The organism is Candidatus Zixiibacteriota bacterium (genome assembly GCA_021159005.1).
Lineage (GTDB): Bacteria > Zixibacteria > MSB-5A5 > UBA10806 > 4484-95 > JAGGSN01.
In genome coordinates, this window is sequence record JAGGSN010000082.1 from 1 (window position 1) to 12,309 (window position 12,309).

The window sequence follows — 12,309 nt, forward strand, 5'->3', positions numbered from 1 at the left end:
AGTGTCCCCACAATCCGACAAAGTGTCCCCACCTTCAGTAGACAAAGTGTCCCCACAATCCGACAAAGTGTCCCCACCCCCTGCGCCCAATGGGGACAACAAAAAACGGATTGATGTTAAACTCCCGGCGAGTGTTCGCCCCGCGTTGGATGCGCTCCGGCAGGATGATGAAACTGACGCAGCGGTATTGAAGCGACTGATTGAAACCGTCCCCACACTCATGGGGCAGGTGAACGATCTCACAAGCGAACTTGAGCACGCACAGAGTGTAAACAAGGAGATCCGGGAAGACTTCCGATTGGAGTTTGAACGGCATCAGGCGAAGTACGACGATCAGGTTCATGAGATCGGGCAACTTCGGGCACAGGTCAAAACGCTTACCAACCAGATCGAGACCAAACTGGTACCGACTGACGGACAGGCTACTCTGAATTCGTTCGGCAGCATCGGCATGAAGGACATAGCTGATGAGATCCGCGATGGCTGTGAGGGTGACGAGACCTGCATCGGTACAATAGCAAAACTCCAGCAGACTCGTATCGCAGCGGTGAGCAAACATCTGGACCGCGAGCACGATGCGGAACAGAAGCGACTCGCTCGGGAGCATGACGCCATACAGAGGCAAATCGAACTCGACGCGAAGAAGGAAGCGCAGGAGAAGGACCGGGCACTCAAAGAGGCGCTGGCAGAGAAGGAGCACATCAACAAGATCGAGCTTCAGCTCGCGAAGAAGGGCGGGTTCAAGCAGAAGTTTCTGGAAGATGTGGTCTTCATCAGTGCCGGCGCATCGAAACGCCCGAGAAGAGATATGGCAGAGGCAAAGAGGCGAGCGCACCACGCGGCAGAGGAAGAAGATGATTGGCTGACACAAGACCTCGAAGCCGAAGAGACGCTCGACATGCACGATGATTTCGACGAGAGCACGATTTGAGGTGCCGGATCATGAAAACAATCACAGTCACCGAGATTAAAGAGAAGCTGGTGCATCACCACGACGTCGACATAATCGTCGGAGATCGTCACCTGGCATGAATGCATGTCGATAACGTGGTGTGGTATTGAAAACAGAGGAAAATTATGAGAGAAAAAAAGATCATCGATCTCGGGGAGCGGGTACACCGCCTCACAATGATGGACGAGTTAGATCGACAGAAGGCAAAAGCCGAGCGTGCCAAGCGCACCGCAGAGAAACGAGCCCTCGAAGCCGAACGAAAAACGCTCCGGGTGCGCCAGAATCAAAACGTATACGCCCTCGCCGAGGAGATCACAGACCCGATCAAATTCCGGAACGCGATTCGAGCGGGAATCTTCCATCGCTTCGGCGGGGAATTTTTCGTTCGTGTCGACGAAGCCAGGAAATTGGGATATGAAATAATCGAGGCGTAATGATGTGTGAAGGCTACGACCCGGACCCGGACCAGCCATCGGATCATCCCGACGCGCCGGTGCCACCATTCGGTGATGAAGAAGAAGAATCCCTGAAACCGGAAATAAAAATGCGCCGTCCTTCTGGGAACCCGAGAGTGTACTGGAGGTGATGCGAGATGAGTTATTGCATGGCAAACCACTTCCCGGAAGGCGATGAAGAGTACTGCGACATTTACCTGTATGGCGACAGCGAAACGGACACGATCATCTGCATGGGATGCCCCATGAACGGCAACGAGGATGTCTCATTCACCAGGCGGTCTGATGCGATCAAGCATCTTGAGATGCACCGTGCCCGCGGAGATCCTGCGCCATACAATCGGGTTATCGACAAACTGAAAGAAGAGATCGAGACCGAAGGAGACGAGATTCATTTTGGGTGTTAGGAGCGCAGTCTCTGCATTTTGGTGCGGAGACTGCCCACCTCCGCCTTTCCGCGACGAATCGAAATGCTTAAGTGCGATGCCGACATCATCATCACCAACATGCGAAAGACATACACAACGCGAAAAGAGACTGTAGAGAGTTCAGCATGAGCGGTGAAGAAGTCACAACAATAGAAATGAAAGATGCAGTGTCTCGCAATTTGGCATTGAGGCATTCTGCTGATAGATTATTTGATTACATTGATTCATTAAAAAATACTGACGTGGTTCTCGATTTCGATGCCGTACATACTGCGAGTCGATCTTTCATGCACCAATTTCTGCGCAGATTAAGAAATGATAATCATAATATTCATTGCATCAATATGTCAGATAATGTAAAAAAGATGCTTGATATAGTTAAGTAGTTTTCTCCCCGCTCTGAAGAGTGAGGGGGGTGTACGCCAGTGAGCTGAAGAAGAATCTCGAAAAAGAAGGTCTGTATGGTATAGCGTTACAGGATATACGCGAGGACGTGGCGATGGACGAAAGCGAATACGAGAAAATCGAATCCCGGCTGCTCACAGCGGTCGGGGAGTTCGAGCACAGATGGGACAAGGCATGGTACAAATGGCTCGGGACGCACGACATTCCTGATGACATCGCGGCAGATATGGTCAATTTTTGTCCGTACGACGAGGAGGGGAATACCCTCCCCGAAGCAGAGGCGTGGTATGCGATGTACGCTGTTACGAAGACCAGCGTCGAGAAAGAATTCAATTGTGAGATAATTGTCGATCCAGACGGCTCAGTCTTCGCGATACACCATCTCCCCGACGGCGACACGATCACGGTACCATGACAAACATGATGGATAATGAGCGGGTCCGATACATCCTGGATATGTTAGATGTCCGGTTCGAGAAAGATACACCGGAAGACTTCGAGTTGTTATGCGACGAGGTCGAGGTGATCCTGTGAGCCAGTACAAGTGTGTTGGTGCCACGCAAGCGTACCGGAAGTGGACGCCAAAGGAAGATCGCATTCTCACTGATGCAGTGAAATCCGGGATGATCGATCAGGAGCTGGGGACGATTCTCCCCGGTTGCACACATCAAGCAGCCAATGGTCGCAAAGACTACCTGCGAAAAAAGGGATTTATTTTTTAAATTTGAGGCGATATTATGACAGGAGAAAAAGAAAAAAAAGATACTTATGAACTGATGAAGATCTTGCACGGCGAGCCAAACCCCCCATGGAGCGACGGCATCGATTCTGATCCGGTCGAGCACAACGATGGACTCGGCATCATCAGATGGCTGTTGAAGCACGATCCTTTCGTCAAAAAATGGAAGCTCATCCGCAAACCGGGTAGCAAACGTAAGCAGTATACAATGCGCTTCACTCCGAAAGCGGCAGATGTGCTTGAGGAGATGGCAAAGGAAGAAGGAGTTTCCGTATCCGAATTCATCAGGAGAGCGATAAACTTCTATCAGGTAAAGACGGAAGCGACGAAGTGCAACAAGCTCATTATGCTCCAAAGCGTAGACGGGTCGCTTGAGATTGTACCGTTGTGAGTCAGAAAACGCTATCGAGCGACACATTTTCGCTGTAACGTGTCATAGAGCCCCGTAGAGCGACGATTTTTTGACAGATGTTAGACAGTGCGAAGACCGGAGATCGTCGATTCTGTGAAAAACGCTATGCGGCGGTGAAAACCCCCTCCATTTCCTCCCATAAGCACACAAAACATTTAAATACGATAACATCATCACCATCATCATTGAGGAATGTGAGATGAAATCTGAAGAAATTATATACACCACAGCTCTAAACAGAATGTTCAAAGCCACAAAGCGCTTCCGCGGACAGATCGAACAGTTCCGGGAAGCTGACATTGGCAGCGAGATGTGGGCTGCCATAAACGCCGGCTCCATGATCCCGAGTGCCCTATCCTGTGCCGAGATTGGAAGCGACCTTCTGCTGACCGAACTCTGGAAACTGGGTCCGGTTCGACGAGAGAAACTAAATAAACAGGATAGTGCCCTCTACAAAGCGCTGACGATCGATGGCTGGAGGCTTGCATTCGAGGCAGTCTATGTTACAGGCGTCGAGGATTCCCGAGTAAAGTGCATCTTTGTCGCGTATCGTCCGACCTCTACACTCGACCGGGCGACTGTGAGAACGAAAGTCGACTCCGCAATCACCGCAACTGTGTCAGATGATCCAAAAGGAGTGGTGTACGCCAGCGAGCTGAAGAAGAATCTCGAAAAAGAAGGTCTGTATGGTATAGCGTTACAGGATATACGCGAGGACGAGTTCGATCGGCTGCTCGCAAGAGTTATCGCGATGGGGCGACTCAACAAAGACATAAGGAGACATTAATCATGAAGACGCGGACCGTCAGGATACGTGTCGCAGATCTCAGTCGGTTACATGAACTTCGGGTTACGGAAGACGAGACCCCTAGTGGGGTGATACATCGCGTTCTTGCGGAATACGACGATATGCAGCGGACGCGAATCCAGTCTGTTAATATCGAAGACTTCATCAAGAAATACGAGAGCCTCATCGAAAAGCAGAAAGAGAAGATCATCACCATGCGAAGGAAGATCGGAGAGCTGAAACACACGGTTGAAGTGCTTAAGTCGGTAGTGGATGATGCGAACGAAAACCGTGGTGAGGGCGCGCAGGAATACGTCGAGCGTATCGCTGCATTGCAGAAAGAGAAAGAAGAGGTGCTCAACATTATGCGACAGATGACCGCTGATTATCAGGCTGCCCTTATCGAGAGGAATCGGATGATCGCGGAACTCGAAGACGAATTGCGAGACGAAAACGAGCACATCTGCGTTGGCAGCGGCACGACGATAAACATCAACGTCTTCAAAGGAAGCCGGACCGGAGTCGATCAATGCAACGACACGAAATAGTCAATAAAGCGATCAGCGACGGCACCCCGATGAATGTCACAACTGGTGACATCGTAAAGTACTGGACACTTGAAGATCAGGAACGCGCGATCAAGAAGACAGAGATGCAGATCGGGGTTATGGAGGACGCTACGGAGATGGTGAAAACGCTCATCGAGCACGGGTACCCCGTCGATTTTATCACGACCGAGACAATCGATGCGGATGTCCAGATCGAGCCTCCCGAGAGATACCACATCAGTGTAACGGTGAAACTGTCACCGAAGATCACAACGATGGTCAACAACCTCCGTGGCAAAGAGTATTATGTCGCCCCGCGAAAAGACGTGGTGTCTTATCTATCGGGTGTAGTGGAGGTGCTGAAAGGGAAACTCGCGGCAGAGAAACAGCATCTCGAATTCCTGAATGAGGATGTGCAGTATATGCATTCATTTCCGCTTCGTGTTGAGAAACTGCATCTCGAATTCCTGAAAGCATCGGGGGCGTAACACATGCGTCGATATGAAAAAATCGCAGAGATGCTCAAGATATTTCCCGCGACCATCTGGGAGGAGCCAGATTCGCGGAGCTGGGATCCGGATGAGGAGGCAGAGTGCATCAATATGTTTCGGAATACAATAGCGCGTCTCCGTGAGATATACAATGCAACTGCCACGCTCGTCGAATATGAGTACCCGGTCCGCTTATCAACAACCTGCATTGGTGCATCATTTTCGATTAAACAGAAAGTCGAACGCGATCCGACGGTCACATTCACCGTGAACGAGGGTCTGTTTGAAGCAATTAATGAGTTCTATGTGCTTGCTCCCGGCGATACTTACTCGGATGGCATCGTCATCATTGCCACATTGCTCGCGACAATCGAATACCTCGAAAAACGGCTCGCAGAAGAGATTGATTTTCTCAACTACATCACAGAAGAAATCGATGTGTGACAGCGGTAGGTTTTTATCTCCCCGTGCACAAAACGTTTTCTGTCAGCGTCGATGTGCTTTTGTGCGCACATCAATACGCCGCTGATATATTCGCGGAACGGTGTTTATGCAACGTCACGGAACGGCGGCGGACCGGATCACCCGAGAAAGATCAAGTATTCGGTCTCGTCGTTATCCGGGCGCTCCTCTATTCGACATGTCTTGTTGAGGTTGTGCATATCGTTTTTGAAACTGTACGCACCGGTCGCATCGTGTGTCCGGATCACTAATTTTTCGCTCATTATATTCATCCTGTATTAATAGTACGACCGAGAGGAGTGTGCAACCGCCCGCAGACTGCACTTGCTTTTCATGCTCGGCATTCGATGTTAACTCCTGAGCATAGGGGATCTAGCCATCCCATGTAATAGTGTCTACGAGCTCCTCTCGATCATGTCCGTGTGTTCGCCGCGGGTGATTATAAACTTTGTGTCGGACAGAAAGACTTATATGTGATCGTGGTGATGACGATGATGGTGATACAAGATGAAGACGATATTATCATGGCGGAAGACCGCTTCCCACTTTTCACTTATCGAGTGGTCAGGCGTTCTCCAGAAACCTGAGTTGCCGCCCGAATATACGAACACACCAGGAGCGAAGTTCTGGTGTGTTCCGATACAACGCTGCATACAACTCGGTGGTGATTCCCGCTGTGATCTCATAGGTGTCACAGCCCCTGCCCGGTTGTACATAGGAACCACATTGACGCTGGAACAACATGAATCTCTGATCAACTACATCGCTGCAGCAGTAAAGCGGCTACGCGAAGCTGAGATCGAGATAGAATCAGCTGAAACGGTGGTTGATGAGTTTTGAGCAAGAAAGCACGCCGTAAGCGGGCGATGCGACTCCGGGGCGAGAAACGCGTTGAACCTGATACAGCCGCTGGTGAATGGTTACAGAAGAGTCAAAATCATGGACAACAAGAAGATCGAAGCAAAGCTGAACTACCTCGAAATCCGGGTCCAGGCACTGGAGGCAAGCTGGAAAGCGGAGAAGTTCAAAGCCGAGCAGGAGATCACGAAACGCTGGAGGAAGAAGGAAGCACTTCGACAGAATCGCCTGACGATAAAAGTTGAACGCAACGGGTCGGAGTACAGGCTGGCTGGGCTTATCAAGGACGCCACAAAGTGGTCGGATTTGATCCACAAAGGCTTTTTATACCGGATCGGCGAAGTGTGGTATGTCCGCAAGACCCTCGCGGAAGACGCAGGGTACCTGGTGCTGGAGGTATAACGCCATGCTTCAAGAAGTTCAATCGCGTATAAATCAGCAAAAAGAGATAAATCCGGAATACATCGAACACCGTTTATTTCAGCTCGACATGCTCACTGGGCGGATCATTGATCGCTTCTGGCAGGTTGACACTGCAGTACAAACGGAGATAATGACAGAAATCGAACTGTTGAAGAAACGAAGACGCGATACGGAGAAAAAGACATGACAGAACAGAAATACATAATCGGAGACTGCATGGATCTTCTACCGGACATCCCCACTGGCAGCGTGGATATGATCATCACAGATCTACCTTTTGAAGTCACTCGAAACGACTGGGATTCAAACCTCCCGCTGCCCGGATTGTGGCAGGAATATAGACGGATCACGAAGGAGAACGCGGCAATCATCCTCTTCGGGCAAGGGTTTTTTACCTGCGAGTTAATGATGTCAAATCGAAGCATGTGGAGGTACAACATCATCTGGGAAAAAGACCGACCCACCGGATTCCTGAACGCAGCGATCATGCCACTCAGGTCACACGAAGACATCTGCGTTTTTTACACGAAGCTGCCGACCTACAACCCACAATTCTGGGAGGGTGAGCCGTTGCACGGGATGGGCACAAAGTTCAAGGAAGGTGGATCACTGACGAGTAACTACGGCAAATACAACATTCCGAAGAACCCCAGTGCAGCCCGAACCGGTGACACAAAGAAATATCCAAGATCTGTGCTGCACTTCGCAAAACCTCATCCTGCTATGCATCCAACGCAAAAGCCGCTTGCACTTATCGAGTATTTGATCAAAACATACTCAAACCCCGGCGATATGATACACGATTCATGTCTGGGATCCGGAACGACTTTGTTGGCATGCAAGAATACTGACCGTAACTGCATCGGTTTTGAGCTTTTTCCTTCGTATGTACAGATGTATGAATCAATGCTGGATACGGCACAGAAAACGTTGAGCGATTTCGGAGACGTGTCACCACTGGAGTAAAAGCATGATTGCCTGTAAGCTGATATGTGGAGACGTGATAGACGCGATGAAGACGCTGGAAGACGATTCAATTGATTTGATCGTGACATCGCCCCCTTATGGGGTTGGCAAAGAATATGAGAAGGACGTAGGTCAAGATGAGTATAGTTACATGGTCGATGCAGCAAGCAAGGAATTCAAACGTGTACTAAAACCTGATGGGCGTTTTGCCTGCAACGTACCTTTTACGATGAATCACAATAACGCATTAGTACTTGTGATGCATGAGTGGATGACTGCGTTCTTAAAAAATGGATTAAATATAAGGGATATAATTATATGGAACCAGAGCAACAGTGGTAACGACACAGCATGGGGGTCCTTTAAATCAGCGTCCAGCCCGTGGTTGAGGCATCAATGCGAAGGCATCGTCGTAGGATTCAAAGATCAGTGGAAGAAGATCAAGAAAGGTGAATCTGACATCACCCGAGACGAATTTATGAAGTATGTTGTGGATCTGTGGTCGATGCCATGTGCCCGGCATAAAGAGCATCCTGCGGTTTTCTCCGAAGAGCTGCCGTATCGCTGTGTCAAACTTTTCTCGTATGTCGGAGATGTGGTCCTGGACCCCTTCTGCGGTACCGGGACAACATTACTCATCGCGAAACAATTGGGTCGCAACTGCATCGGCATCGATCGATCAAAGAAATACTGCGACATAACGAAGGAACGGATCGGATTCTTCCAGGCGACACTTAACGATTCAGTAAAATTCATATACAATACTGTAAACGGAGATTAAATATGGACAGAGTTGAAACCGGTAAATACTACAAGAATCTGTCATCTAGCAGGATCTGCAAAGTGACGGGAAAATATTTCTACACAGTCAAATACGATGACGTGGATGATGTTTTTAATCTAAACCCCCATTATTGCCACTACAAGACATTTAAAAAGAACTGGATCGAAGTGTCTGATCAAAACGAGGTTTGAGACGTGGAAAAACGAACTGGCGCGAATAGTAGATACAATCAAAGGAAGTGATCAAATAACCCTCTTCACATTCTCGACGAATTATGACGAGCTAATTAACGAAACGAAATTGCATTCTTTGAGATGGAATGCTGAATATTGGATAGAGCGCCTGGACAACAACCCAAAACTCGACATCTGGTGGTTGAATCCGAGAAATCGACATCCAGACTGCCACAAACTCGGAATAGCGTCTGGAACTGCGACGCCGATCTACGGACACGAGATGACGATTGACACCGCCCAAGACGACGGGTACCCCGATCTGTACGCACTCCTTGAAGTGCTGATGCAACTACACAAAATGGAATGCGAAGAAGTACTAGATCACCGTTGGGCTGCTGTTCGATGGACGTGGACAGAGAGATACTGGAAGTAATACAATGGCTGCTAGAATAAAACATGTGTATCAGAAGACGCTTGACAGGATCATAGCACATTGCGACCACGCGGGCGAAGACAAGTTTCGTGCTCCTGAACTCGGACTGCCGCATGGACACACTCGGGCGCTGTTCACCAGAGGATACATCAAAAAAGTGAGCCGTGCGAACGGGGTCACTGAATGGCAACTCATAAGAACAGCGTGCGCGTGAGTCCCCGCTTCTCCGCAGACACTCTTCTCAAGGTTTGGCGAGATTGAGAAGATATTCTTTTTCGATGACGTCGCGGTCGTTTGTCATCATATCGTAATTGGAATAATCGAAAATTGGCGAAGGGATGCCGAATAATTGAGTTTCGAGCGGTATCATTACACCAAGTACGTTCACAACCACCCAAACATGCGCATCCTCTCCAACAGTCCCGTCATCATTGAAATATCCGTCTTTCCATGTGATGAAAGCGTCCATACCAATGTTTTTCAGGAAGTTAAACAAATCAATCGATACTTTAAAACATTCCTGTTGGTATATCGCGTTTCGGATTACTTCTGGCATCGATAGTTCGTCGTTCGTTTGCATCTACATCACCTCGTCAGGGAGAGGCAGTGGTCAGGAGCGAACCAAGAACCAGTCAATCGATGGCACGACGCGCGGGATCGGAATTGGAGCGACGTGAGATATAAGAGTCTATTTGAACTCCTGACCGTCTGTCTGTTTTAATCTCTCCTGTATATAAACATTTCGACACACAAAGCTTAAATACTGTGCTCGACATATACTATCACTATCACTCTCATCGACACCAGGAGATCACCAAATCGTGCCACAAATTTATATCAGGGAAGACCAGTACGATAGGCTCGTATCTTTGGATTTCGATACCAGATACGACCTTTTGGAATTCGTTCGGATCGCAATCACCACTGCCATCGATAAGGAAGAGCGGAAGTGAAAGAAGGCGAGCAATAAGTAGTCCAGACACTATCTTTTTTAGCGCAGTTTGTGCGCAGCAGAAACTTTTATATACGATTGCATCATCATTGACAGTGTTGGTGTCAACACCAATATTCACAGGAGGACACAAAAATTGCCTCAGGTATATATAAGAGACCACGTATACGATGCAATCATAAAGACAGGGATCAAAACCCGAGAAGAGATCCGAGATTACGTGAACGCAGTTATCTCAGACGCAACGAAACTGGAGAAATCAAAAGATGGGTGACTTCCTCCCCGCATCAAGATACGGGGCTTCCTGCTTCAGCGACCCCGAAACCGGTAGTCTCCGCAGGCGTAAATTCGACACAGTCCGTGCCTACATATCTGTTGCGAATGTTTATCGCCGCGTTGTGATCACGGTCGATGACGTTGCCGCAGGATGCACATACGTATGTGCGTTGCGACAGCGGCATCGGCTGGATATTGCCGCAGATACAACATTCTTGTGATGTGCGTCTCGGATTAACTTTTTTGCTTGCCTTACCAGCCCATTCTGCCTTGTAAGCCACAAATTCGGTTAATTTCCCCCAAGCCGCATCGTGGATCGACCTGGCAAGATGATGGTTCTTGACCATGTTCTGTATCTGCAGGTCTTCCATGACTATGATGTCGTAAGTATCTACAAGGAAACGACTTACTTTGTGCAGATAGTCGTTTCTGATGTTTCTTATCTTCTGATGAATGCGAGCAACGTGTTTTTTCTGCTCGTACCAGTTGTGCGATCTGGTCTTCTTCCGCGAGAGGTTTTTCTGCGCTCTGACGAGCTTCGCGTCGTATTTGTACGCGGTCTTCGGGTTCTCAATTGCCGTGCCGTCTGATAACGTTGCGAGAGACGAGATGCCAACGTCCACGCCGACCGAGTTCTGCGGGATGATCTTCGGTGTATCGGGGAGTTCTGTGCTGAAGCACGCGTACCACTGATCGCCGTCGCGGCGAATGGTGCAGGTCTTGACTTTGCCTTCGATCTCGCGGTGCATGAACATCCGGATGATCCCGATTTTTGAGAGTTTGAGACGATCATTGGAGAGGATCTTAAATCCGGACTGTGGGTACGTGAACGAGTCATATCGGTTATACCCCCTGAATCTGGGGTATCCGGGAGTTTCGCCGCTTTTCACACGTCTGAAGAACGCCTGAAATGCTTTATCGAGGCGACGTAACACGTCCTGCGCAACCTGTGAATATATTTCAAGTCCGAGATGTTTCAACTGCTCTGCTTGCTGATAGTAGGTTAACCCGATACCACACCGATCATACGCGTTCTTTCTGTCGGCAAGCATCATGTTATAGAGGTTCTTACATGCAAAAAGAATCTGCAAGAGCAGAACTGATTGGTGTCGCGTTGGATACAGCCGATATTTGAAAGTCTTTCTCATCACAATATTTAAGTACGCTGCCACACTATATATAGTTTATGGAAGTCGAAACAACTCGCGGATCGATATATCACACCAACTATCATATTGTTTTCTGCCCGAAATATCGATATAAGGTTTTTAAGGATGATATAGCCGAATATCTCGAATCATTCTTCAGGAATCAGATAGAGAAAAAGGGATGGGGTGTGGTAGCGATTGAAGTACGACCGGATCACATACATCTCTTCATTAGCCGAATCCCACCGAAAGAAAGACTATCGGATGTAGTTAAATATCTAAAAGGAACGAGCGGGCTGTCACTATTCAGAAACTTTCCTGTACTGAGAAAGAAGTTCCGGAAAGGGAGACTATGGTCGAGAAGCTACTACATCGGTACTGCTGGAGAAGTTAGCATCGAAACCATTAAGAGGTACATTGAAAGAGTAGAACATAATTAAAAACGCGCGGGATTCATCCCCGCTACAAGTAGCGGGGTCTTCTCCCGCGGAGACTATAAGAATACTAATGACCGCACTGCTGGTGGTGTTTATGGTAGGATCAGCGATGGGAGCATCTGACCTGTACTGCAGGCAGGTGTACTACAGGCAGAAATGAGATTCTGAAGCTTCGAC

The 12,309-nt window shown here is 48.6% G+C and carries 18 protein-coding genes; 16 read left to right on the top strand and 2 right to left on the bottom strand.

Annotated elements, in window-relative coordinates; all coding sequences use genetic code 11:
- From J7K40_05420 to J7K40_05490, 15 genes are all read left to right on the top strand, one after another.
- Positions 1 to 931: hypothetical protein (locus J7K40_05420; GenBank protein ID MCD6161836.1), on the top strand; the 931-nt coding region annotated here is incomplete at its 5' end.
- Between the two features lie 146 nt (positions 932 to 1,077).
- On the top strand, positions 1,078 to 1,386 hold the full coding sequence (locus J7K40_05425; GenBank protein ID MCD6161837.1) for a hypothetical protein: 309 nt from the start codon (positions 1,078 to 1,080) through the stop codon (positions 1,384 to 1,386).
- A gap of 158 nt (positions 1,387 to 1,544) precedes the next feature.
- Positions 1,545 to 1,814, top strand: coding sequence for a hypothetical protein (locus J7K40_05430; GenBank protein ID MCD6161838.1), 270 nt, complete (start codon positions 1,545 to 1,547; stop codon positions 1,812 to 1,814).
- A 146-nt stretch (positions 1,815 to 1,960) separates the two neighbouring features.
- Entirely contained in the window at positions 1,961 to 2,221 is a 261-nt protein-coding gene (locus tag J7K40_05435) for a DUF4325 domain-containing protein (GenBank protein MCD6161839.1), read from the top strand.
- A gap of 29 nt (positions 2,222 to 2,250) precedes the next feature.
- Positions 2,251 to 2,655, top strand: a complete 405-nt coding sequence (locus tag J7K40_05440) for a hypothetical protein (protein ID MCD6161840.1) — start codon at positions 2,251 to 2,253, stop codon at positions 2,653 to 2,655.
- Positions 2,656 to 2,977: 322 nt separating this feature from the next.
- Positions 2,978 to 3,370 (top strand): CopG family transcriptional regulator, encoded by a 393-nt coding sequence (locus J7K40_05445; GenBank protein MCD6161841.1) that lies wholly within the window; start codon positions 2,978 to 2,980, stop codon positions 3,368 to 3,370.
- A 220-nt stretch (positions 3,371 to 3,590) separates the two neighbouring features.
- The gene (locus J7K40_05450; protein ID MCD6161842.1) at positions 3,591 to 4,178 is read left to right on the top strand and encodes a hypothetical protein; all 588 of its coding nucleotides are present in this window, start codon (positions 3,591 to 3,593) and stop codon (positions 4,176 to 4,178) included.
- Between the two features lie 2 nt (positions 4,179 to 4,180).
- The gene (locus tag J7K40_05455) at positions 4,181 to 4,726 is read left to right on the top strand and encodes a hypothetical protein (protein MCD6161843.1); all 546 of its coding nucleotides are present in this window, start codon (positions 4,181 to 4,183) and stop codon (positions 4,724 to 4,726) included.
- A complete protein-coding gene (locus tag J7K40_05460) occupies positions 4,708 to 5,214 on the top strand; it encodes a hypothetical protein (protein ID MCD6161844.1) in 507 nt (168 codons plus the stop codon). The genes J7K40_05455 and J7K40_05460 overlap by 19 nt, the downstream gene beginning before the upstream one ends.
- A gap of 3 nt (positions 5,215 to 5,217) precedes the next feature.
- Complete coding sequence (locus J7K40_05465) at positions 5,218 to 5,661, top strand: hypothetical protein (GenBank protein ID MCD6161845.1); 444 nt, start codon at positions 5,218 to 5,220, stop codon at positions 5,659 to 5,661.
- A 525-nt stretch (positions 5,662 to 6,186) separates the two neighbouring features.
- Positions 6,187 to 6,519, top strand: a complete 333-nt coding sequence (locus tag J7K40_05470) for a hypothetical protein (GenBank protein ID MCD6161846.1) — start codon at positions 6,187 to 6,189, stop codon at positions 6,517 to 6,519.
- A gap of 51 nt (positions 6,520 to 6,570) precedes the next feature.
- Complete coding sequence (locus J7K40_05475) at positions 6,571 to 6,939, top strand: hypothetical protein (protein ID MCD6161847.1); 369 nt, start codon at positions 6,571 to 6,573, stop codon at positions 6,937 to 6,939.
- Between the two features lie 4 nt (positions 6,940 to 6,943).
- Positions 6,944 to 7,147, top strand: a complete 204-nt coding sequence (locus J7K40_05480; protein ID MCD6161848.1) for a hypothetical protein — start codon at positions 6,944 to 6,946, stop codon at positions 7,145 to 7,147.
- Positions 7,144 to 7,926 carry a site-specific DNA-methyltransferase gene (locus J7K40_05485; protein ID MCD6161849.1) on the top strand — a complete coding sequence of 261 codons (783 nt, stop codon included), beginning with the start codon at positions 7,144 to 7,146 and terminating at the stop codon, positions 7,924 to 7,926. The genes J7K40_05480 and J7K40_05485 overlap by 4 nt, the downstream gene beginning before the upstream one ends.
- 46 nt (positions 7,927 to 7,972) lie before the next feature.
- Complete coding sequence (locus J7K40_05490; GenBank protein ID MCD6161850.1) at positions 7,973 to 8,707, top strand: site-specific DNA-methyltransferase; 735 nt, start codon at positions 7,973 to 7,975, stop codon at positions 8,705 to 8,707.
- An 853-nt stretch (positions 8,708 to 9,560) separates the two neighbouring features.
- On the opposite strand, the gene J7K40_05495 is transcribed toward J7K40_05490, so the two are convergent.
- Positions 9,561 to 9,899, bottom strand: coding sequence for a hypothetical protein (locus J7K40_05495; GenBank protein ID MCD6161851.1), 339 nt, complete (start codon positions 9,897 to 9,899; stop codon positions 9,561 to 9,563).
- A 659-nt stretch (positions 9,900 to 10,558) separates the two neighbouring features.
- Positions 10,559 to 11,695, bottom strand: a complete 1,137-nt coding sequence (locus J7K40_05500; protein MCD6161852.1) for a transposase — start codon at positions 11,693 to 11,695, stop codon at positions 10,559 to 10,561.
- Positions 11,696 to 11,733: 38 nt separating this feature from the next.
- Between J7K40_05500 and tnpA the strand changes: the two genes are divergently transcribed.
- Positions 11,734 to 12,135 carry an IS200/IS605 family transposase gene (tnpA, locus tag J7K40_05505; protein MCD6161853.1) on the top strand — a complete coding sequence of 134 codons (402 nt, stop codon included), beginning with the start codon at positions 11,734 to 11,736 and terminating at the stop codon, positions 12,133 to 12,135.
- Positions 12,136 to 12,309: the final 174 nt, after the last annotated feature.